Below are 22,985 nucleotides of genomic sequence, written 5' to 3' on the forward strand. Positions count from 1 at the left end.
CTAACGTAAAAATTCATTAAAATTATATAAAATTTATTCATCTAAAAGTATACCAAGTTTTTTTAATATCAATTCAAAAGCCAAAATTACCATTAAACTAACTCCAAAAAGAGGTAACAATAATCCTAATAATAGTAACAAAACTATAACAACTGGACCTATTGTAAACTTTTTAGAAACTTTAGGAATTCCTAATTTCCCTTCAGGTTTTCTTATAATGTATGAGACTATTGCTCCAACACTCATAATAGTTAATAAAATTGCAACTCCAAACATTAACCACCAATTCCAAACTCCAAACTGACCTTGATGGAATGCCATTACCCACATCCTTCCTCTCATTAAAAAACCAACATCACTCCAATTATGTTTTTTTACTAACTTACCTGAATACTGATCAAAATGTAACATTTTTTGCGCTTCTAAATCAAATGTTTTGTTAGAAACACTAAACGTACTTTGAGCATTTTTAGGAAGTCCTATACTTACAACTCCTTTCAAGTTTTGTTGCATTCCAATAGCAACCATTTCATCTAAAGTTAAAGCTTTTTCTGAAACAACTGATGTAAATCCTCTTCCACTCCATGTTTTCGGATAACCTGTATTTGTAAGCTTCTGTATTTTCTTAAAATTAGCACCAAAAACATCTGTCCATGGTAAGCCTCCCGCTAAAGTAATAAGCAATAATCCCGAAATCCAGAATCCAATTACTGCATGTAAATCTCTAAACAAAATTCTTCTTCCTTCTTTGAGTCTAATTGTAAAAACTCCTTTTATACCTCTTTGAAATGGCCACCAAACATACAATCCTGTTATAATTAATACTATCATCCAACTGGCTATCAACTCAACTAGTTTTGTTCCTATTTTACCTCCTAATAATTCTCCATGCAACTTTCTAATTGAATACATCCAAGTATCTTTTGGAGAGAATTTCCCAGAAACCTCAGCTGTATATGGGTTAACAAACAATGATTTTTTATGACTAAATCTACCCGAAACAAACTCAGTAGCTTTTTCTGAATTTAAAGACAACACCATACTATTGGGTTTCTTCTTCATTTGATTCTTTGCTATTTCCCATTGTTGTTGAAAAGAAATAGGTTTTTGAGGTATGATTTCTACATTTTCAAATTTCTTTTTGGCTTCTTTCTCTATTTTAGGATTAAACAAATAAACCGCTCCTGTTATTGACAAAATCAACACAAAAGGAAGTGATATAATTCCAGCAATAAAATGCCATTTCCACAACCATTGATTTAATTTTCTATTTTTCATCTTGAATATTTTTTAACCTCATAGTTTTACTACTATGAGGTTAATTTTTAGCTATTACTTAGTATTAAAAGTTATATTTCACTCCAAAATGAAATGCTCTTGGATTACCAATACTATACGTATTTTGCTTACTCCATCTACTGTATGAAGCTCTAACTGCATAAAGTTTATCAAAAATATTCAATGCTTGTCCCCAAATTTCAAAATGCTTGTAAGTATAATTTGCTCTAAAGTTGAAAATATTATGCCCTCCATATTTAGAAGTTCCTAAAATGTCTCCTCCAGAAGTATCTTTTCCTATTACAGCTTGCCCTTCAAAACTTGTGTTATATTCTCCAATTTGCTCATGCTCTAATGTTAAAAGCAAATCAGATATTGGCTTATAATTTAAAGAAGCTGTACTTATATAATTTGGAGCCGTTTGCATATCTGTATTAGAATAATCTACATTGTTTTCAAAAAATGATAAGTATCCATGTGTAGCATAACTTCCACTATAATTAACAAATAAATTAGGCAGCACATTATATCGTAGCCCTAATTCAACTCCCGTAGAACGTGTTTTTCCTGCGTTTTTTTGAATAAAATTTCCTGAAGTATCTCTAATAGAAACTAATCTATTGATACCATCTAATTGGTATATCGCTATATCTACCTTTAATTTCGATGGTATTGAATAATATGCTCCTAGTTCATAATTATGAAATTCTGCTGGTTTTAAAGTAAATGCATTTCCTGTAGTATTCTTCCCATTTCTGAATAAAGTTCCCACTTGTGGTGGTGTAAATCCTTTTGAGTAATTAGAATAAATCCCCGCTCTCTTTGTTAAATTTAGATTCACTCCTAGCTTAGGTGAAAAGTTTGCATAGGTTACTTTAGTATCTTGAACTCCAGAATTAACTTCATCTAAATTATCATAATCGTATGTAAAACCATCGTAACGTAAAGCTCCAGTTAGTTTTACTTTTTCTATGGGTGAAATTTCAAATTGTGCATATCCTGCGTAATTAAATATATCTGCTTGATATTTTAAGATATAATCTCCATTTTTAACCGAGTAATCAATATTTTGAGCAGTCGCTACATCTACAACAACATCGATATTTTCTGCCTGATAAGTTTGAGGTGAAAAATCGGTAGTTGCTCCAACTATTAAACTAGAATTTGCAAAATTAAAATCGATTTTATGCTGAATTAAACCTACATAACTTTTAAACTTATTAGAATTGATTTCTCCTCTTCCAGTTCCATCTAACACACCACTAACTCTATTTTGTCTAATTCTGTATGATGGTATTTGGTTCATTTCATTATTTCTGTAAATGAAATTGAACGATGTTTTATTAGATTCATTCCAATACTTATCTAATGTAGAACGAAATCTAAATGCTTTAGCTTCTCTTTCAGTAAATGTTTGATTACTTTCATAATTTCCATCTGTATAATTTTTCTCAGAAATAGAACCAGACATATCAGATCTATAATCGATATAAGTTAAGCTATTAGTCCATTTCAAACTTTCAGAAAAATCATTTACATTTTTAAATGAAACAGCTGTTTTTTCATAATCTGAATGTCCAACCACTCCATTATCTCTACGTATATGATGTCCTCCCACATAAAAACCATACTTTTCATTTACTGTTGTAGAAGCTTCTAATTCGTATTTTGTTAGTCCCAAATCATTTATTTGAAATCCTACAGAACCTCCAAAGTCTTTTCTAGGATTTTTAGTAATAAAATTGAAACTTCCTCCAATAGCTTCACTTCCATAAATACTCGATGCTGGTCCTTTTAATACTTCAACTCTACCAAAAGTTGTATTGTTCATTTCCAATAATGCATTGTGATTAAACACTGCTACTGGACGTATTGGCAAACCATCTTCTACATATAAAAACAACGATTTTGTTGATATTGGCGAACGTGTTGCCATAAAATGTTGTTCGTTACTAGAAGCTTTTGAGGTGCTCATAAATACCCCTGGCACTTGATTTACTAATTGTTCTATTCCGAAAGCTTTGGTTTCTTGAATTTGTTTTTCAGTTAGTAAACCTATAGATGCCGAAACTTCTTGCCTCTTTTGTGTTTCTCTACTTGCTGAAACAATAACTTCTTCTAAACTTTCTATTACTTGCTTTAAAACAATAAGGTTATTATTGCTTAACTGCATTTTTTTTGTTTCATAACCTATACTTGATATTTGAACAGTTCCTTCTTCTAATTTTATAGAGAAGTTTCCTTCAATATCCGTTATGGTTCCTTTGTTTTTATTTGTTAGTGATATAACTGTAGCTCCTACAATTGGATTATTTTGATTGTTTACTACTTTACCTTTGAATATTGTTTGTGAAAAACCGTTAAGTATAGGCAATAGTAACCCTAGGCATATAAATAATGCTTGCTTTTTCATAATGAAAAATAACTTGATATGTTTAATTAAAATCTATAAAGAATACTGTAGTCCCGCTGTAATTGTTTCTTTATTTTTTAACTGAATTCCGTTTAAGTTTTGATATAATGGAGTACTAAATTCAAATCCAAATCGAAGGTTTTTTAATGAACCTTTAAAAGCATATACATTAAAACCTAAACCTCCATTGATAAATTTCCCTCCAGAATTCATTGTATCTGCAGTAGTAACCATCATAGGATTTAAATTAGGATTTCTTCCATTAATTGAACTTACAATTAACCCTTCTAAACGAGCTGAAAAACTTAACCATTGGTGAGTTTTAACTGCAAACCAAGAATTTAAACTGTAACGATTTCCTAAAGAATAATCATACTCATTTTTCCCAAAACGATATGTTGCTTTTAACTGACTTCCCCAAGAAACAGTTTCTGCTTGCCCCAAGTATGTTAACCCTAAGTCTGCATCATAAGTTCCACTTCCTATTTGCATTGGATATGGTAATTGAATTTTATTTGGATTTGACATAGGTGTTACATCTTTTGCATTTAATTCTCCTGTAGGAATAGAAATACCAACATTAGCATGTAACGAGCCTCTATTTTCGTTGATAAACTTATATAACATCCCTAGTTTTATATCTCCTAAACCAGACGAAGAAGTTGAAAAAGGCATAATCATTCCAGTCATCATGTTGCGCATTTGTAAATCCATATCGTTTTCAATATAATTTACCATTGCCATTAAGGTAACTTTATCAGATGGTGCATACATAGCTCCTAGCATATGCATTTTCATTGGCATTGAAAGTGGTGTTACCATATAGCCAGCATTATGTGCTTCTATATTTGAAATAGCATCACTTCCTTTTTGTAATCCCTCCATATTCATATACATAAATCTATACGAAAACATTACCTCTCCTTTATGGTGATAATGGTCTCCCATTACACTTATTGGTGCATGACCATCTGGTCTATTAGATTTCCATTCGTTTTTATGTTCAGTTGCTTCTTGAGCATTTATTATTTGTGATAAGGATATAAGAATCCCTGTAAAGATGATTTTTGATAATTTCATCAGTTATGTTTTTAAATTTTACAATAGTATTTTAGTCTATTTATCTATTAAGACAAATAGCTTTTTATTAAAGGCGTTTATGTAAAATTTATACAGTAGGTGGGTGGAAAATTGTATTTGAAAATAAATAAGAATACTTATTATTGTAAGAAAATAATTGTTTTGCATTATTAAAAAGAACTTTTTCTTCTTTTACTGAAAGTAATTCAACAAAACCTATAGGGTATTCTTCTATATTTATTCGTAACGATTTAAAATCATCATCTTGTTGCTTTTCTAGCTTTTTCATTAATTGACATTTACCATTACATCCTAGGTCTGGCTTGTCTTTATTAATACACAAAACCTTCGATATATAATCATAGTTTATTGCGTACTCAACAAACGGTGTTATTGGTCGTAACATCGCAATTGTGTACAACAAAACAAATAAATATATGCCTAGTTTTTGTAACAAAATGATTTTGAAATCTTAGAAGTGCAAAGATACTTCAAGTTGTTTTTTTTCTCAATAAAAAGAGGTAGAAATATTATTTTAATTTGTTCTAAATAAATTGCTATATTTGCACCAGATTTTAGAAATATGATTGTCTTTTATACTGAAAATAAAAAGGTTACACCAATTGTTCCTATTCAAAAAGAAACAGCATGCTCTACAGCTTGTGCGTCCAACTGTATAAAACCTAAAAGTAAATGTTGCAATAAGTACCAAAAAAAAGGCATCAACTGTAAGCGATGCCCTTTAACTTTTAATGTAAAAATAGCTTCTTAATTAAGCTACTTTTAATAAGAAATAACTCTTTTTTCCACGTTGTAATAACACATACTTATCAGCAATTAAATCATTTGCTGTAATTACGTAATCGTCTTTAACTTTTTCTTTATTAACAGAAACGGCATTCTCTTTTAATGCTCTACGTGCATCTCCATTGGATTTTAAAAAGCTTGTTTTACCCGCTAAAGCATCAATCATAGATAATCCTTCTGAAATATCTGACTTAGATACTTCTGCTTGTGGTACTCCATCAAAAACATCTAAGAATGTTTGTTCATCTAATGATTTTAAATCTTCTGCTGTTGATTTTCTAAATAAAATATTAGAAGCAGCAATTGCTTTATCATATTCTTCACGACCATGAACTAATACAGTAACTTCTTCTCCTAATCGCTTTTGTAAGGTACGAACATCTGGTGCTTTCTTATGTTCTTCCACTAAAGCATCTATAGTTTCTTTATCTAAGAATGTAAATATCTTAATATACTTTTCAGCATCTTCATCAGAAGTATTAAACCAGTATTGGTAGAATTTGTAAGCTGAAGTTCTTTTAGCATCTAACCACACATTTCCTCCTTCAGACTTTCCAAATTTAGAACCATCAGACTTTGTAATTAATGGACATGTAATTGCATATCCTTTTCCTCCACCTATTCTTCTAATTAATTCTGTTCCTGTAGTAATATTACCCCACTGATCAGAACCTCCCATTTGTAAAGTTGCTGAATTTTCTCTGTAAAGGTGCAAGAAATCATATCCTTGTACCATTTGATAAGTAAACTCTGTAAAAGACATTCCCTCTTTAGATTCTGAACCAATTCGGTTTTTTACAGAATCTTTAGCCATCATATAATTTACTGTAATGTGCTTACCAACATCACGAATAAACTCTAAGAATGAAATCTCTTTCATCCAATCATAATTGTTTACTAAAATAGCAGCATTATCTACATCAGATTCGAAATCTAAGAAATGTTGCAATTGTGCTTTTACACATTCTTGATTATGACGTAATGTTTTTTCATCTAATAAATTACGCTCCGATGATTTTCCTGAAGGATCACCAATCATACCTGTTGCTCCACCAACTAAAGCAATTGGTCTATGTCCACATCTCTGATAATGTGCCAATAACATTATAGGAACTAAGTTACCTATGTGAAGTGAATCTGCTGTTGGATCGAAACCAACATAAGCACTACGCATTTCCTCTAGTAAATGCTCTTCTGTTCCAGGCATGCTATCATGTAACATTCCTCTCCATTTTAACTCTTCAATAAAATTTTTCATCGTCATAAATTTATCAGTCAGCAAAGATAACTTTATCAACCAAAAAAAACTAAATTCGCTTTATGATTTTAGTTACTGGGGGAACTGGGCTTGTTGGCTCACATTTATTATTCAATTTAGTCCAAAAAGAGAAAGCCATTAGGGCTATATATAGAACTAATGAGAAAAAAGAATATGTTAAAAAAATATTCTCTTATTATACCGATGATGTTGATCAATACTTTTCTAAAATAGAATGGGTGATTTCAGATATTACTGATGTTTTTTCACTTGAATCCGTTTTTAAAGGTATAACTGAAGTATATCATTGTGCTGCACTAGTTTCTTTTGACCCAAAAGATTATAGAAAAATGCGTCAAGTTAATATTGATGGTACTGCCAATATGATTAATTTTTCTATTGAGAATAATATTGAAAAGTTCTGTTTTGTAAGCTCTATTGCTGCCGTAGGTGATTCTATAAATGGTAAACCTATTAATGAAGAAAATGAGTGGTCGGATAATAGTGACAATAATGATTACTCCATTACAAAATATGGTGCTGAAATGGAGGTTTGGAGAGGTAGTCAAGAAGGATTAGATGTGGTAATTGTAAACCCTGGTGTTATTTTAGGAAGTGGATTTTGGAGTGAAGGTTCTAGCAAATTATTCTCGCAAGTTTATAATGGTTTTAAGTTTTATACTGAAGGAGTTACCGGTTTTGTTCATGTAGAAGACGTTGTAAAAACCATGGTACTGTTAATGGAGTCTAATATTAAAAATGAGCGTTTTATTCTAGTTTCAGAAAACAAATCGTTTAAAGATATTTTATTTTCTATTGCTGATGGATTTAATAAAAAGAGACCATCTATAAAAAGTAGTAAATTATTAATGGCTATTATTTGGAGACTTGATTGGCTATTAACCAAATTAACTGGAAAAAAACCTTTATTAACTAAGAATTCAGCTAAATCGTCACTTAATAAATCTTATTATACTTCTCAAAAAATTGAAGAAGCATTAAACTTCAAATTTGCCAAAATTAATTCAGCTATTTTAAAAATTTGTAAAGACTTTACCTATTAATTATTTAATAATTTTTCGTTTTTCTTAATTAATTCTAACGATAATTCTTCTTTACTAGGTTTTTTATGAGGCATCTTATTATTAATAGAATCTTTGGCTTCTTGTTTCTCAGTATATATATTCTGAAGAGAATCTAGATTAGACTTTACACTATTAAGTATATCGGTATATTCTTCTATTTTAGAAGTATAATAATCATTACTAGTATCAAAACGCGTACTATCTATCTTGTACTTCTCATACACTAGAACGACATAATTTTGTTCCTTTTTTAAAAACTTATTCTTAACGTTTTTAGCTGATGAAGCAATATACATATCGGTTAACAAGGAAATCATAGAATCCTTAGGTATTAAATCTTTAGGCTTCTTGTAAATAGTGTTACTAGTACAAGAAGCTAAAAATAAAAGAACTGTTATGTATAAAATTTTTCTCATTTATTTATTGAATTCTAATCGAGCTCCTTTTATCTGCTCATCAAAAACACCATTATCGTACATTAAGTTTCCATTGACAAAGGTATGAGTTATTTTGTTTGAAAACTCAGTTCCTTCAAATGGAGACCATCCACATTTGTATAGTATATTATCTTTAGAAACCGTCCATTTCTCGTTATCTACCAACACTAAATCAGCATAGAAACCTTCTTTTATAAATCCTCTTTTATGAACTTTAAAAAGTTTAGCTGGATTATGACACATTTTCTCTACAGCCTTTTCTATAGGTAAAACCCCTTCTTTTACTTTTTCTAAAATTGCTAAAACCGCATGTTGAACTAAAGGTCCTCCACTAGGTGCTTTGGTATATACATTATCTTTTTCTTCTAAAGTATGTGGAGCATGGTCTGTTGCTATTACGTCAATTCTATCATCTAATAGCGCTTTCCATAACCCATCTTTATCTTTTTGAGTTTTTACAGCTGGATTCCACTTTATATGTGTACCTTTTTTATCATAATCAGCATCTGTAAACCATAAATGATGCACACAAACTTCTGCTGTAATTTGTTTTTCTTCTAAAGGAATATCATTTCTAAACAAATGAGTTTCCTTTTCAGTTGATAAATGAAAAATGTGTAAACGTGCTCCTGTTTTCTTTGCTAGTTCTATAGCTTTTGAAGATGAAAGGTAACAAGCTTCTTCACTTCTAATGATTGGATGGTATTTTACAGGAATATCATCACCATATTTTTCTTTATATTCTGCAGTATTTTTTCTAATCGTTGCTTCATCTTCACAGTGCACAGAAATTAGCATATCTGTTGAAGAAAAAATCTTTTCTAAGACTTCTTCATTATCTACTAACATATTTCCTGTTGATGAACCCAAAAACAACTTGATTCCTGCTACATTTTGAGAATCTGTTTTTAACAACTCTTCTAAATTATCGTTTGTACCACCAAACATAAAAGAGTAATTAGCATATGAGGTTTGTGAAGCTATCTGAAACTTTTCTTCTAATAATTCTTGAGTAGTAGCTTGTGGTACTGTATTGGGCATTTCTATAAAAGAAGTAATTCCACCTGCAATAGCTGCCTTACTTTCTGTTGCAATATTTGCTTTATGCGTTAAACCAGGCTCACGGAAATGCACCTGATCATCTATCATACCTGGGATTAAATATTTACCCTCTGCATTAATTACCTCAGCATCGGATGTATTAACAATCTCCTCTGAAATTTCTTTTATAAAATTTCCTTCTATTAAAACATCTCCTTTGAAAACCTTGTTTTCGTTAACTATGTTTGCGTTTTTAATTAGATATGATTTCATAATTATTTTGGTAATCCTTTTAACCTCATTTTTATTACTCCAAATAAAGCTTCAGAAATAATCCCTCCACTCATTTTTGATTCTCCTAAAGTTCTGTCAGTAAAAATAACTGATACTTCTTTTATTTTAAATTTATGTTTCCACGCTTTAAACTTCATTTCTATTTGAAAAGCATATCCAACAAACTTAATTTTATCTAACTTAATCGTTTCTAACACTTTTCTTTTCCAACATACAAAACCTGCCGTTGTATCATTCACTGGAATTCTAGTAATAAAACGAACATATTTAGATGCAAAATACGACAATAATACTCTACTCATTGGCCAGTTAACAACATTTACCCCAATAGAATAACGCGATCCAATAGACACATCTGCCCCATCAACAGCACAAGCTTTATACAACCTATTCAAATCTTTTGGGTTATGAGAAAAATCGGCATCCATTTCTATAATGTAATCATAGCCTTTTTTTATAGCCCATTTGAATCCATGGATATAAGCTGTACCTAAACCGTTTTTACCCATTCTTTTTTCAATATAAAGTCTCTCAGCAAACTCTCCTTGTAAACTTTCAACTATACTCGATGTCCCATCAGGTGAATTATCATCAACAATTAAAATATCGAATTCTTTCTCTTGACTAAAAGTTTCTCGAATTATTGCTTCAATATTTTCTTTTTCGTTGTATGTAGGAATTATAACTAAAGCGTCTGACTTCATGTAATTTTCATCTAAATCTGGGCAAATATACACTAAATAATCACTAATTTTGTGTTAATTAAATACGATAAAAACAAATACTATTGCAAGCTATTGAACGTACAATAACCAATGATAACTGGATTACTTTAGTAATTCTTTTTGTTATTGTCTTATTAGCCATAATGAAATTAATTAAGCCTAATAAACTATTAGGGTATGCTTTGGCTTTTTTTACTCCTGGTTTTTTTCAAAAAAAAGTTCAGAATAACGTTTCTATTTATTCACCTTTTCATTTGTTATTATTTTCTTTTTCTTCTATAGTAATATCATTGTTTCTATTTTTTGTATTTACTCCAAAAATTTACGATCAAAGCTTTTTAAATTACCTAATATTACTCTCTATTGTTAGTCTTTATTTTTTTATTCGGAGAGTACTAGATTTTTCTTTTTCTAACATTCTGGGCTTATCCTTAGTCACCAAATATTTCTTATATACGAAATCTGGTTACCTTTATACATTAAGTTTATGGCTATTTCCTGCTATAATTCTCTATCAATATGCTTTTAAGGAAAACTTATATTTACTCAGTTTTTTCCTTATTTTATTTGCTTTCAGAGGCTTTTTAATTTTACTTAATAACAAAAGATTAGTTATAGGTAAGTTGTTCTATTTTATTTTGTATTTTTGCGTCCTTGAAATAGCACCGCTATTAATTCTTTATAAAACAACAACAACTACGTAAAGAGAAAGTTATATGAAAGTTAAAACTATTTTAGTGTCTCAACCTGCTCCTAAGACAGAAACCTCTCCTTATTTTGACTTAGCTGAAAAACAAAAAGTAAAAATTGATTTCCGCTCGTTTATTCATGTAGAAGGAATTTCTGTAAAAGAAGTAAGAGCTCAAAAAATTGATTTAAACAATTATACAGCTATTATTTTGACAAGTAGAAATGCTGTAGATCATTACTTTAGAATAGCTGAAGAAATGCGTTTTACTGTCCCTGATGATATGAAGTATTTCTGTCAATCAGAAGCTGTTGCATATTATTTACAAAAATATGTAGTATACAGAAAGCGTAAAATTTATGTAGGTAATAGAACATTTCCTGAATTAACTAAGTTAATTAAGAAACATAAAGATGAAAAATTCTTATTACCATCTTCTGATAAATTAAAGCCGTTAATTCCTACTGAATTAGATAAATTAGGTGTTGATTGGAAACGTGCTGATTTATATAAAACTGTGGTAAGTGATTTATCTGATTTAGAAAATGTTTTTTATGACATCTTAGTATTCTTTAGTCCTTCTGGTATTGATAGTTTATTTAAAAACTTCCCTAACTTCAAACAGAATGATACAAGAATAGCTGTTTTTGGTAATACAACTATTAAAGCTGTTAAGGATAGAGGATTGCGTGTAGATATTGCTGCACCAACTCCAGAAACTCCTTCTATGACTATGGCTTTAGATAAATATATTAAAGAAGTTAACAAAAAGTAAAACTACTTTAACAAGCATAAAAAAAACCATCAAAAAAATTTGATGGTTTTTTTATGAATTTCTGTAAAGAACCTACCTTTTACTCGACTATTAAAGCCTTGTAAAAACAGAGTTTCTTTAAATGATTCATTATCAAAAACAAACTGCAATTTTATTATTTGCTTATTCTCCCGAGAAAGAAGCGAATCATAAGGTTTTTGAAAAAAGTAAGAAGCTCTTTCAGCAATTAAATCAAAAAACATTTGAAAAAGCACAAAAAACTGGAACTGACGTTTTAGTAATTACCGAGAAGCAACAAATAGGTTCAAGTTTCGGTGAACGATTTGCAAATGCTATTCAAACTGTTTTTAATAAAGGTTACTCACAAATAATTACTATAGGTAATGATAGTCCAAATTTAGAGACTTCACACCTTATAAAAGCTTTACACAATTTAGAAAATGGAAATGCTACCTTAGGCCCTTCTTATGACGGAGGTACTTATTTAATTGCCTTAAATAAAGAACAGTTCTCCTTAGAAGCATTCAAAAAAATAACTTGGAATACCTATAAAGTATTTTCTGAGTTAAAAAATTATTTTGTTAAGCGAAACATCAACATTACACAACTTGCTTACTTAGCAGATATTGACTCAAAAAAAGACATTTACTTTTTTATAGATCAATTTAAAAACTCTTTTTCCGTTCTAAGAGAACTTATTGAGTTAAACGCTAACAAAGTCATCTCATTTCTTGAGAATCTTTATACGTCTAAAAGTTATTCTTATTCTTTTTTTAATAAAGGCTCACCAATTACTCTTTAATTATCGCACTTACATTGAAGTTTTCTTAATAGAAACTCTTCTCTACATCAATTCAATAATTAAAGTCAATACTTAATTCACGTGAAAACTAAAATTAATGTAATTATACTGTTGCTTTTAACAGTAAGCATTTATGCACAAGAAACAACTGGTAATTTAGAAGGAAAAATAGTTGACATTGCCAATGAAGCAATTCCTTTTGCCACAGTAATAATAAAAGATACTGAAACCAATTTTATATACGGAACCACCTCTCAAGAAACAGGTCATTATGTAATCGCTAATATCCCTCCAGGAAATCAATATATTGTGGAGGTTAGCTTTGTTGGGTTTCACACATACAAATTAAACAATGTAACTATTAACTTAGGGAAAACCACTCTATTAGACATTGAACTAAAAGAAGAAAGTACTGCATTAGAAGAAATAGTAATTACTGGTACTTCTTCAAGAAAAAATGGTACTATTATAAATGCTCAAAAATTATTAAAAACACCAACTATTAGTAGAAGTGTACAAGATTTAACTAGAAACTTACCAGAAGCAAACTTAAACTCTTTTGGAGGGGCTAGTAATCGTTTCAATAACTTTAATATTGATGGTATTGCAAGTAATGATGTAGTTGGATTTCAAGAACCTGCTAGTGGTGCTGCTGGCTCTTCTGCAAATGGAACTCCTGGAAGTTTATCTCGTAGCCAACCTATTAGCTTTGGGGCTATTAAAGAGTTGTCTGTAAAAACTTCTCCTTTTGATGTTAGTGTTGGAAACTTTACAGGAGCCAATATTAATGTTGTTACCAAAAACGGTACAAACACTACTAAAACAGAAGTTTATGGTTATGGGAACAATCAACTTTTGGTAGGGTCTTATGCTGACGGAATTAAACAAGATGTAAATAGTTTTTACGATATTCAATTAGGTGCCGGTATTGGAGGTGCTTTAAAAAAAGACAAACTATTTTATTATGTAAATGTAGAACAAGCATTAAGTAAAACCCCTTTAATTGGCGCTCCAGGAACTAATGGTTCTAATATTAGTAAACAAACTGTAATTGATATTGCTAACAAACTTCAAAATGATTACAACTACAATCCTGGTGCTTTTGAAAGCAGCGATATAAAAACTGCTTCTACTAAAATTTTTGCTCGTTTAGATTATAATATTTCTAAGAAACATAAACTTACTTTTAGAAACAATTTTGTAAAAAGTTTTGCTGATAATTTAGAATGGAATCAAGCTGTTTTCAACTTTGGCAATCAAGGATATCGACACAATAGTATTTTAAACAGTACTACTTTTGAATTAAATTCAACTTTATCTGAAAACACTTCTAACATACTAACCATTGGTTATACCAAAGTAAAAGAAGACAGAAGTTATGATGGAAGAGTGTTTCCTCATATAGAAATTACGGATACTTCTAACAGAATTTTTGCTGGAACCTATAGAGAAGCATCTATTTACAATACAAACTTGAATACTTTTCAACTAACAGATAAGTTTACTTATTATAAAAACAATCACACTATTACTGGTGGATTATTATTACAATACAATGATATCGATTACGGTTTCTTAACCGCTTGGAATGGACGTTGGGCTTATAAGTCTGTTGATGATTTTTTAAATGATAAACCTTCAAGAATTCGTGGTGTGTACCATGTAACAAATAATTCTTTCGATTTTGTAAACAATCGTCCTTCAGCAACAATTGATGTATTAACCTCAGCTATTTACGTACAAGACAAAATTCGTTTAAACGATAAATTAACTGTTAACTTTGGTTTACGTTTAGACAATCAATTATTATTAGACGAACTTCCCTTAAGCCCTTTAGTAAAAAACACTCCTGAGTTTAGTCAGTTTACCAATAAAATTAGTGCTAAACCACATGTAAATCCTAGATTTAATTTTAAATATGTTTTAGATGAAGATAGAAAATACACTATAGAAGGGGGAAGTGGATTATTTACAGGACGTATTCCATATTTATGGTTTGCATATGCTGAATACATTTCTGGAACCGATTATTTTAATGTGGATATTAGACCTGGTGGAAACACAGTTCAATTAGTAGAAAATTTAGGTTCATTAGCTGCTCAACAACCTGGATTAACAGAAATTAATTTAATTGATAATGATTTCGAATTACCTAGAGAGTGGAAAACACGTTTAAGTTTTGAAGCTAAACTTCCTAAAAATTTCCGATTTACAACGCAAGCAACTTATACAGAAGTTTTAAAAGGTATTTACTTTCAATCTATCAATCGTCGTTTAGATTTTAGTAATTATTCTGGAGCAGATACACGTCAGTTTTACAACGGAACTAGAGTAAACAATAACTTCACTAATGTTTTTTTACTTAGTAATACCAACCGAGGTTATCGATATAACCTAACATTTGGATTACACAAAGAAGACAAAAACTACAATGGTTTTGTTGGGTATACTTATGGGAAAAGTAAAGATATTTCAAGTACTGTAAGAAATTCCTCTGCAGCTAATTTTGAATGGAATCAAGCTATTAATTCTCATAACCCTAATCTATCATTTTCTAACTTCGACTTACGTCATAAATTAGTATCCTCTCAAAGTTATAATTTCAATTTTAAAAACAAACACCAACTACAAGCTTCTTTATTATATACAGGAACTTCTGGTAGTCCATATTCGATCGTATATCAAGGAGATGTAAATAGAGATGGTTCGTCTCGAAACGACTTAGTATATATACCTGTAAACCAAAGTGAAATCAATTTACAAGATATTACTGATGGAACAGGAAATGTAATTGTTTCTTCTCAAGAGCAATGGAATCGATTAAATAACTTTATAAACAACAACGAATATTTACGAAATAATCGCGGTTCTTATGCAGAACGAAATGGAGCAAGAACACCATGGAATCATCAATTAGATGCAAAATTTTTATACAACATACCATTTAAAAACAACAACAACTTACAAGTGAGTTTAGATATTTTTAATGTATTAAACTTACTAAATAAAGATTGGGGTCGATTGGTTTATGTACCAAACGTAGTAAACTCTAGTTTTAACTTATTAGAGTTTAAAGGTGTACAAAACAATCAACCAGTATATCAATTTACTATTGACGAAAATGCAAAACCTTGGGTTACCGATGCTATTAACTCACGTTGGAAAGCCCAATTAGGATTGAAATATCAATTCTAGTATTTGTAACTCTTGTAACAATTTAAAAACGTTTATTTCAGTAACTTTGAAATAAACGTTTCTTTTAAAACAGAATATGGATAAATATTTAGACATCATAAAAAACTCTTATTCCAATTACTGGAACTATATTAAACAATCTGTTTTAATGGAACTAAATTGGGAAAATTATTTCTACGGCTTAATTCTAATTTCATTAATTGTTTGGGCTTTAGAAATTATCTTTCCTTGGCGTAAAAACCAACCTCTTTTTAGAAAAGATTTTTGGCTAGATACATTTTACATGTTCTTTAATTTCTTTTTATTAAATCTTATTGTTTTAATTGCCTTGTCTAATACTGCTGCTGAATTATTTAATGACATTCTTGGCTTGGTAGGACTTTCTATTAACAACTTCCAATTATTCGATATCAATACATTTCCTTACTGGGCTAGATTATTTGTTTTTTTTATAGTAATTGATTTTGTACAATGGTTTACACATACACTCTTACACAAGTACGAGTTTTTATGGAACTTTCATAAAGTACATCATTCTGTAAAACAAATGGGATTTGCGGCTCATTTACGTTATCATTGGATGGAACCTGTTGTATACAATTCTATGAAATATATTCCACTAGCTATTATGGGGGGATTTACCGCTCAAGATGTAGCCATAATTCATTTCTTTAACATTATGATTGGACATTTAAATCATGCGAATATTAATTGGGATTATGGTTGGTTGAAATATATTTTAAATAACCCAAGAATGCATATTTGGCACCACGCCAAAGAACTACCAGAAAACAAAAGAACAGGAGTAAACTTTGGGATTACCTTGAGTATTTGGGATTATATTTTTAAAACCAATTATATACCTCATGATGGACGTGATATTGAAATAGGTTTTGAAGGTGAAGAAGACTTCCCTAAGGACTTTATTGGCCAAGAAATATACCCTCTTAACAAAAAATAATTTAGGTCTTTGTATCTTTATCGAATTAAAATTAACATTCGATGAAATATATAAAAATTCTATTCCTTTTTATTGTTGTTCAGGTTTCTGCTCAACAAGGTGGAATGTGGATTCCTTCTCTCTTAAAGGGAATGAACGAACAAGAAATGAAATCTTTAGGTGGTAAATTATCTGCAAAAGATATTTATAACGTAAACAAATCTAGCTTAAAAGATGCTATAGGGCACTTTAACGGTGGCTGTACTAGTGAAGTAATTTCTCCTAAAGGGTTAATTCTTACAAACCATCACTGTGGTTTTGGACAAATTCAATCACATTCATCATTAGAAAACGATTATTTAAAAGATGGTTTTTGGGCAATGAATGAAAAAGAAGAATTACCTAATGAAGGTTTATATGTTGAATTTATTGTACGTATCGATGATGTAACTAAAAAAGCTTTGGCTGGAGTTACAAATGCAATGACTGAGCGTGAAAAACAATCTACTATTGATAAAAACATCAATAACCTAAAGAAAACTGTAAAAAAGAAAGATTGGCAAAATGTAAAAGTTCGTCCTTTTTATAAAGGAAATCAATACTTCCTATTTGTTACTGAAAAATTTGAAGATGTTCGTTTAGTTGGGGCTCCACCAAGTAGTATTGGTAAATTTGGAAGCGATACTGACAACTGGGTTTTCCCACGTCACACAGGAGATTTTTCTTTATTCAGAATTTATGCTGATAAAAATAACCGTCCAGCTAAATACAGTAAAGACAACGTTCCTTATAAACCAAAACATTATTTACCTGTTTCTTTAGACGGTGTTGAAGAAGGTGATTTTACAATGGTATTTGGTTTTCCTGGTCGTACTAATGAATATTTACCAGCTGTAGCAATTCAGCATATTACACAAGAATTTAACCCTAGTAACATTGCTATTAGAGAAGCTGCTTTAAAAGAAATAGACGCACAAATGAAAGCCAGTGATGCTGTTAGAATTAAATATGCATCTAAACAAGCACGTATTGCAAATGCTTGGAAAAAATGGATTGGTGAAAATTTAGGTATCAAAAAAAGTAATGCTATTGCACAACGTAAAGCTTTTGAAGAAACCTTTAAAAAGGCTTTAAAAGAAAAAGGATTGGAAGACAAGTATGGTAAGATTTTACCTGAATTTGAAAAATTATATAAGGATTTTGCTGCTATTAATATTAAAAGAAGAAATTTTATTGAAGTATTTTTAGTTACCAATGAACTAATGCAAATGGCTTTTAGAGCTTATCAATTAGAGCAAGTTGCTTTAAATAAACCTGAAAATTTTGAAAAAGCTAAAAAAGGATATATTGCTCGTTTGAAAAGAATTCATAAAAACTACGATGTAAACGTAGATAAAGGTGTTTTTAAAAATGTAATGCCATTATATTCTAAAAACGTTGATGCTACGATATATAACAAAACTAGTTTTACGGATTTAGACAAAGCCTTAAAATTATTGGAAGGTGATGCTAAACAAGTAGTTGAGAATTTAAATAAAGATGCAGCATATATATATGCTAAACCAATGGTTCAGGAATTTTACACTAAAATAAACCCTGAGTACCAGCATAAAAACCAACCGATTACTGCTTTACAAAAACAATATATGAAAGCCTTAATGGAAGCTCTACCTAATGCACGTTATTTTCCAGATGCTAATAGCACTTTGAGAGTAACTTACGGACAAGTAAGAGGGTATTCGCCAAGAGATGCTGTATATTATAACCCAGTAAGCTATTTAGATGGTGTAATAGAGAAATATGTTCCTGGTGATTATGAATTTGACGTTCCTAAAAAGTTACGTGATTTATATAACGCTAAAGACTATGGACAATATGCCGATAAGAACGGAAAAGTTCCTGTATGTTTCTTAGGAACGAACCATACAACTGGAGGAAATTCTGGAAGTCCAGCAATTGATGCTGAAGGAAACTTAGTTGGTTTAAATTTTGATCGTGTATGGGAAGGAACTATGAGTGATATTAATTACGACCCTGAAATTTGTAGAAACATTATGGTTGATCTTCGTTATGTATTATTTATAGTTGATAAATATGCAGGAGCAAAACATCTAATTGACGAAATGAAATTAGTTCATCCTAAGAAATAATTTAATACAAACAAATATATAAAAGTGAAGTTCTTCATTGAATTTCACTTTTTTTGTTTGTTAGAAATATTGTCCTATCCCAAAAACAAAACCTTTAGAAGCATTTTTGGTAAGTCCAACACCATAATCTATTCTAAACACAGCATTAAATACTTTTTTATTTATAAATCTCAGTCCAACACCAGAATAAACTCTAACATTTTCCGATTTTAAAAAGTCATTTAAACTACCTCCAGGGGTTCTCCAAGTACCAAAATCATTAAAAACATTACCTTGTAACACAAGCCAATTATTTTCATATAAGGTATGTCTATACTCTGTATTCCATACAATACTTCCCGTTCCTCTATCAACTAAAATTCCCACTCCACGTAAATTCACATTATTATCTAAGGCAAATGGGGCAAACGGGCTTTTTACATTTGACGATAATCCTATACGTAATCTATTTGCCCAATTTCCTTTTTTTCCAATTCTCTTGTAGTAGAATAAGTCGTTCCAAAAAATTAAAAAATCTTCTTGATACTCATTTTCAGAAATTACATACTGACCGTATAATTGATTTTTAAAACCACTTATGTATTGATAATAATAATCTAAAACATCATATGTATAGATTGTTTTAAACAACCATTTATTCACATTCAATTGCAAAGGAACATTTGGCGCTGTATCACCAGATAAATAATCATATTTCTCTTTAAAATAGTTTACACCAAATTGTAAATTATTTTTGAAATCCATCTGGTACAAACCTAAAACTTCATAAGACGTGTTTTGATACTTATAATTAGCTGTTTTATCATCAAAATATAAAGGTTCTTCACTTATCCAGTTTTGATGATTTAGAGCAAGTCCCCACTTATTAGAAAATAGTGTGGGTGCTCGAAAGTTGATTCCATAAGAATTGAATCCATTATTCTGATAAAAACCTCCAAAAGCTATATTTCTACCTAAAAAATTATACTCATACAGTCCTATTTTATAGGCAGTTTTTCTATTGGTTGTTGTCCAAAGATTAAACTCTGGTATTATTGTAAAATTCTCTTCTACATTAATAAAAACATTGTATTTATTATCGTGAGAATAAAAGACTTGAAAATAAGCATGTGATATTGCAGGTAATCTTTTTAATCGAATCATATCCTTAACTAATAAAACCGAATCGATTTTAGTATTTACCTTTGTTTCTATTATTTTTTTAATTTCTGATACTTTAGTTTTTTTAGCTCCTTTAACTTTTATATCAACAATAATTTTTTCTTGTGAAAAAGTGACAAGACTATAAAATATTACAATTAAAAAAAATAGTTTCTTTTTCATTATTCCGCTTTAATTTTTTTTTGAATAACTAAATTCACCCAATTATCTTCACTAACTCCCATCATTGTAAATCCATAATCTTTTCCTTTAATTAAACTAGGTGGTGTATTTCTTGTTACATTTAAAACCACATTAGATAGATTATAATATTGAAAACATTTTTCATAGGTATAAGTACCTGACAATAGATTATTTTCAGCATCTGTAATTACTTGAAAGTAAATAGCATTTTCTTTTACCATTCCATCTATCCATGAAAACTTAGGCATTAAATTTTGTGAAGTATTTAAAGTAACCATATCTGTCCATTCAGTAGGTTTTGTTATGTTCTTTAACCGGATTGGGTTGGACTTATGGAATTTCCCTTCAGTTTTATAAGTTACTATACACCATGTTTCAGTTGATGAAGTTTTCAAAAACCTACCTAAATATCCATTAAAAACATCTTCCTTAGGCAACTCTTTTTCTTTATAAAGTGAAAAATTATTTTTATCATCTTCAACATTAGTTGTTTCAAAATATTTAATCTCTGTAGCTCCTACTTCTGGATAATAAAATATATATGATGTATTATTTTCTGATTCTTTACTAGCTGCACAAGCAATTACTTCATCCACTAATAAACTAGAATTTAGATTAAGATAATCTTGTAGCGTTACAGGCATCACTTTCTCATTATTCTCTGAGCAAGAAAGAAAAACAAGTGAGGAAAATAGTAAAAATAAAAACTTATTGCGCATATAACTTTCTAATTAATTCTTCTGTAGGTTTATTCTGAGGCGTAAATCGGTTATTATTTTTACCTCCAACTTCTTTATGTTTATGAAACCATTTCCAAATAAAACCTCCTGCAAACCAATCTTCTTTCCAAAATTGGTTGTACAATGCTTGTGTTGCATTCTTTTGGTTTTCTAAGTTTATTTCACCTTCAACCCTATGAGCCTCCCATGGTTTCTTCCCCGCATAATTTATACTTCTATAACCATACTCTGTAAATAAAACAGGTTTATTTACCTTCTCCCTAACTTTCAAAATTTCTTTCTTATGTGGCTCCCATCCTTTTTCAAAATCTTCTAAAGTAGGTGATTTTTTTTCACTTAAAGGAAAATATGCATCAATACCTATATAATCTATATCTTTCCAAAACGGCACTCTTTTAAACTCATCCCAATTCGCAGCATAGGTTAATTTTCCTTTATATACTTTTCTTACTTCTTTAATTAACTTATTCCAGAATTCTGGTCTATTAATTACAAAATTTTCCAATTCTGTACCAATACAAAAAACATCAGCTTTTAATCGTTGCGCTGTTTTTGCATAGGTTAAAATAAACTCTAAATATGAAGCTTCCAAAATTTTCCAGTTTTCTTCAGAATTCATTTTTATATAACCTGTAAACTCACCTCTCCAAACCCAAATTTGAGGTTTTATCATTAAACTGATTCCTTTTTTCTGAAACTCTTTTGCATATTGAATTATACCTTCTTCCGTTTCACCAAACCACTGTCTTTTAGTATTATGAATTACTTCAGGAGAAGACAAATCTTTTATAAAACCAAAAGGCATCAGCGCTACATAATTCGCTGATGCCTTTATCAAAGGGGATACATGTTCGTGACTAATTTTTTCTGGGGATGCCACAAAACTAATTCCATTTATTTTCTTTGTTTGACTCTTACAAGACAAACAGATGAGATATATTAAAAGGAGCTTATAAATTTTCATAACTCCTAAATTACTCTTTTTTAAAATAATGCACGTAAACCTAAATTAAAACTTTGACCTAAACCGTTGTTATTTCCTCTAACAAAGTTACTATACAATACTTCTAAGTTTAACACTTTAGATAACTGATATTTTCCTCCAAAACCTAGAGCTGTATAATCTTGAGTAAAATCACCAAAACGCTCAGCATGTTGAACAAATCCTAAAACTGTTGACTTACCACTTGGGAAATAACTTAAAAATACTCCAGGAACTAATAAAAATGTATTATTCGCAAAACTTTGATCATCTCCAAAATTATACTCAGTATTTAACTCAGTAAATAATTGCCAGTTTCCACTAGCAAAAGTATAATCATAAAAAAATCTATTTTGAAAAGACCATGCTGTTTGGTCTAAAAATATACCATTTTCAGTTTCATTACTAACTAATGGAATATGAATAGCCGATTGAATAGAAAAATTTGCAACATTTTTTAAAGGCTGAAATTTAACAGATGGTGCTATTGAAGTAATTCCTTTTCTATCAGTATTCGTATCATCTAAACTAAAAACAGATAAAGCTTGTCTTCCTCCAATGGTATTAGAACGAAACTCAACAATTGCCCCAATATTAATTCTGTTATTATCTGAAATACCTGTAAAAGCTTCGATTGTTGAAGTGAAAAAATTATCTCTTGCTTTATTTACACTGTTTCCATTAGCATCAGCAAACTTAGTTTCAGTATAAAGATTATTAAACCACTTAATATCCCATTGACCTTTATTTAATAATTTGGATGGGGTATAGGTTTGAATATTTGATTTATCATTTTCTTTTTCTTCTTCTTGGGCATAAGAACTAAACCCTATAAATAGAAATACTAGAAGAATACTTTTAATATTATTTTTCATGGTGATTATTTTTCAATTATCAGCTATGTCGATAAAAAGTAAAATGTCTTACACATCCTCTTTATTTAAATTCATT

19 protein-coding genes are annotated in these 22,985 nt (G+C 29.9%); 7 read left to right on the plus strand and 12 right to left on the minus strand.

Going from position 1 to position 22,985, the window contains the following annotated elements; all coding sequences use genetic code 11:
* Positions 1–33 precede the first annotated feature (33 nt).
* The 5 genes from Q0958_RS01545 to tyrS all read right to left on the minus strand — a co-directional run bounded on the left by Q0958_RS01545 (position 34) and on the right by tyrS (position 6,836).
* Complete coding sequence (locus Q0958_RS01545; protein ID WP_299118690.1) at positions 34–1,278, minus strand: PepSY domain-containing protein; 1,245 nt, start codon at positions 1,276–1,278, stop codon at positions 34–36.
* Between the two features lie 64 nt (positions 1,279–1,342).
* Positions 1,343–3,691: a TonB-dependent receptor gene (locus Q0958_RS01550; RefSeq protein ID WP_299118691.1), complete on the minus strand. Its 2,349-nt coding sequence runs from the start codon at positions 3,689–3,691 to the stop codon at positions 1,343–1,345.
* Positions 3,692–3,724: 33 nt separating this feature from the next.
* Complete coding sequence (locus Q0958_RS01555) at positions 3,725–4,771, minus strand: transporter (RefSeq protein WP_299118693.1); 1,047 nt, start codon at positions 4,769–4,771, stop codon at positions 3,725–3,727.
* Positions 4,772–4,859: 88 nt separating this feature from the next.
* Entirely contained in the window at positions 4,860–5,177 is a 318-nt protein-coding gene (locus Q0958_RS01560) for a hypothetical protein (RefSeq protein WP_235274299.1), read from the minus strand.
* A gap of 366 nt (positions 5,178–5,543) precedes the next feature.
* Positions 5,544–6,836, minus strand: coding sequence for a tyrosine--tRNA ligase (tyrS, locus tag Q0958_RS01565; RefSeq protein ID WP_299118694.1), 1,293 nt, complete (start codon positions 6,834–6,836; stop codon positions 5,544–5,546).
* 62 nt (positions 6,837–6,898) lie between these two features.
* On the opposite strand from tyrS, the gene Q0958_RS01570 reads away from it, so the two are divergent.
* Positions 6,899–7,900 (plus strand): NAD-dependent epimerase/dehydratase family protein, encoded by a 1,002-nt coding sequence (locus tag Q0958_RS01570; protein ID WP_299118696.1) that lies wholly within the window; start codon positions 6,899–6,901, stop codon positions 7,898–7,900.
* Here Q0958_RS01570 and Q0958_RS01575 read toward each other — a convergent pair.
* Genes Q0958_RS01575 through Q0958_RS01585 form a run of 3 tightly spaced genes read right to left on the minus strand, consistent with a single transcriptional unit; the run spans position 7,897 to position 10,397 of the window.
* The gene (locus Q0958_RS01575) at positions 7,897–8,337 is read right to left on the minus strand and encodes a DUF4296 domain-containing protein (RefSeq protein ID WP_299118698.1); all 441 of its coding nucleotides are present in this window, start codon (positions 8,335–8,337) and stop codon (positions 7,897–7,899) included. The two genes, Q0958_RS01570 and Q0958_RS01575, sit on opposite strands and share 4 nt — an antisense overlap.
* Entirely contained in the window at positions 8,338–9,672 is a 1,335-nt protein-coding gene (locus tag Q0958_RS01580) for a dihydroorotase (protein WP_299118701.1), read from the minus strand. It abuts the gene before it with no gap.
* Positions 9,673–9,674: 2 nt separating this feature from the next.
* A complete protein-coding gene (locus Q0958_RS01585) occupies positions 9,675–10,397 on the minus strand; it encodes a polyprenol monophosphomannose synthase (RefSeq protein ID WP_299118702.1) in 723 nt (240 codons plus the stop codon).
* Positions 10,398–10,480: 83 nt separating this feature from the next.
* Here Q0958_RS01585 and Q0958_RS18930 point away from each other — a divergent pair, with 83 nt between their 5' ends.
* The 6 genes from Q0958_RS18930 (at position 10,481) to Q0958_RS01610 (ending at position 18,968) form a co-directional block, all read left to right on the plus strand.
* Complete coding sequence (locus tag Q0958_RS18930) at positions 10,481–11,122, plus strand: DUF4271 domain-containing protein (RefSeq protein ID WP_366140124.1); 642 nt, start codon at positions 10,481–10,483, stop codon at positions 11,120–11,122.
* 12 nt (positions 11,123–11,134) lie between these two features.
* Positions 11,135–11,881, plus strand: coding sequence for a uroporphyrinogen-III synthase (locus Q0958_RS01590; RefSeq protein WP_150898313.1), 747 nt, complete (start codon positions 11,135–11,137; stop codon positions 11,879–11,881).
* A 121-nt stretch (positions 11,882–12,002) separates the two neighbouring features.
* Positions 12,003–12,683, plus strand: a complete 681-nt coding sequence (locus tag Q0958_RS01595; protein WP_299118705.1) for a DUF2064 domain-containing protein — start codon at positions 12,003–12,005, stop codon at positions 12,681–12,683.
* 81 nt (positions 12,684–12,764) lie between these two features.
* A complete protein-coding gene (locus Q0958_RS01600) occupies positions 12,765–15,878 on the plus strand; it encodes a carboxypeptidase regulatory-like domain-containing protein (protein ID WP_299118708.1) in 3,114 nt (1,037 codons plus the stop codon).
* A 76-nt stretch (positions 15,879–15,954) separates the two neighbouring features.
* Positions 15,955–16,839 carry a sterol desaturase family protein gene (locus tag Q0958_RS01605; protein WP_299118711.1) on the plus strand — a complete coding sequence of 295 codons (885 nt, stop codon included), beginning with the start codon at positions 15,955–15,957 and terminating at the stop codon, positions 16,837–16,839.
* Positions 16,840–16,880: 41 nt separating this feature from the next.
* A complete protein-coding gene (locus Q0958_RS01610; protein WP_299118714.1) occupies positions 16,881–18,968 on the plus strand; it encodes a S46 family peptidase in 2,088 nt (695 codons plus the stop codon).
* A 60-nt stretch (positions 18,969–19,028) separates the two neighbouring features.
* Here the strand turns inward: Q0958_RS01610 and Q0958_RS01615 are convergent, their stop codons facing one another.
* The 4 genes from Q0958_RS01615 to Q0958_RS01630 all read right to left on the minus strand — a co-directional run bounded on the left by Q0958_RS01615 (position 19,029) and on the right by Q0958_RS01630 (position 22,909).
* Entirely contained in the window at positions 19,029–20,291 is a 1,263-nt protein-coding gene (locus Q0958_RS01615) for an outer membrane protein assembly factor (protein WP_299118716.1), read from the minus strand.
* Positions 20,291–20,956 (minus strand): hypothetical protein, encoded by a 666-nt coding sequence (locus tag Q0958_RS01620; protein ID WP_299118719.1) that lies wholly within the window; start codon positions 20,954–20,956, stop codon positions 20,291–20,293. The genes Q0958_RS01615 and Q0958_RS01620 overlap by 1 nt, the downstream gene beginning before the upstream one ends.
* Before the next feature lie 64 nt (positions 20,957–21,020).
* The gene (locus Q0958_RS01625) at positions 21,021–22,016 is read right to left on the minus strand and encodes a glycoside hydrolase (protein WP_299118722.1); all 996 of its coding nucleotides are present in this window, start codon (positions 22,014–22,016) and stop codon (positions 21,021–21,023) included.
* A 20-nt stretch (positions 22,017–22,036) separates the two neighbouring features.
* Positions 22,037–22,909, minus strand: a complete 873-nt coding sequence (locus Q0958_RS01630; protein ID WP_299118725.1) for a hypothetical protein — start codon at positions 22,907–22,909, stop codon at positions 22,037–22,039.
* Positions 22,910–22,985 lie beyond the last annotated feature (76 nt).

This window comes from uncultured Tenacibaculum sp., from assembly GCF_947499065.1.
GTDB lineage: Bacteria > Bacteroidota > Bacteroidia > Flavobacteriales > Flavobacteriaceae > Polaribacter.

Bases quoted from the DNA above. Each gene is read 5' to 3' on its own strand.
- Q0958_RS01545 (WP_299118690.1), bottom strand. From the start codon at position 1,278: ATGAAAAATAGAAAATTAAATCAATGGTTGTGGAAATGGCATTTTATT.
- Q0958_RS01550 (WP_299118691.1), bottom strand. From the start codon at position 3,691: ATGAAAAAGCAAGCATTATTTATATGCCTAGGGTTACTATTGCCTATA.
- Q0958_RS01555 (WP_299118693.1), bottom strand. From the start codon at position 4,771: ATGAAATTATCAAAAATCATCTTTACAGGGATTCTTATATCCTTATCA.
- Q0958_RS01560 (WP_235274299.1), bottom strand. From the start codon at position 5,177: ATGTTACGACCAATAACACCGTTTGTTGAGTACGCAATAAACTATGAT.
- tyrS (WP_299118694.1), bottom strand. From the start codon at position 6,836: ATGAAAAATTTTATTGAAGAGTTAAAATGGAGAGGAATGTTACATGAT.
- Q0958_RS01570 (WP_299118696.1), top strand. From the start codon at position 6,899: ATGATTTTAGTTACTGGGGGAACTGGGCTTGTTGGCTCACATTTATTA.
- Q0958_RS01575 (WP_299118698.1), bottom strand. From the start codon at position 8,337: ATGAGAAAAATTTTATACATAACAGTTCTTTTATTTTTAGCTTCTTGT.
- Q0958_RS01580 (WP_299118701.1), bottom strand. From the start codon at position 9,672: ATGAAATCATATCTAATTAAAAACGCAAACATAGTTAACGAAAACAAG.
- Q0958_RS01585 (WP_299118702.1), bottom strand. From the start codon at position 10,397: ATGAAGTCAGACGCTTTAGTTATAATTCCTACATACAACGAAAAAGAA.
- Q0958_RS01590 (WP_150898313.1), top strand. From the start codon at position 11,135: ATGAAAGTTAAAACTATTTTAGTGTCTCAACCTGCTCCTAAGACAGAA.
- Q0958_RS01595 (WP_299118705.1), top strand. From the start codon at position 12,003: ATGATTCATTATCAAAAACAAACTGCAATTTTATTATTTGCTTATTCT.
- Q0958_RS01605 (WP_299118711.1), top strand. From the start codon at position 15,955: ATGGATAAATATTTAGACATCATAAAAAACTCTTATTCCAATTACTGG.
- Q0958_RS01610 (WP_299118714.1), top strand. From the start codon at position 16,881: ATGAAATATATAAAAATTCTATTCCTTTTTATTGTTGTTCAGGTTTCT.
- Q0958_RS01615 (WP_299118716.1), bottom strand. From the start codon at position 20,291: ATGAAAAAGAAACTATTTTTTTTAATTGTAATATTTTATAGTCTTGTC.
- Q0958_RS01620 (WP_299118719.1), bottom strand. From the start codon at position 20,956: ATGCCTGTAACGCTACAAGATTATCTTAATCTAAATTCTAGTTTATTA.
- Q0958_RS01625 (WP_299118722.1), bottom strand. From the start codon at position 22,016: ATGAAAATTTATAAGCTCCTTTTAATATATCTCATCTGTTTGTCTTGT.
- Q0958_RS01630 (WP_299118725.1), bottom strand. From the start codon at position 22,909: ATGAAAAATAATATTAAAAGTATTCTTCTAGTATTTCTATTTATAGGG.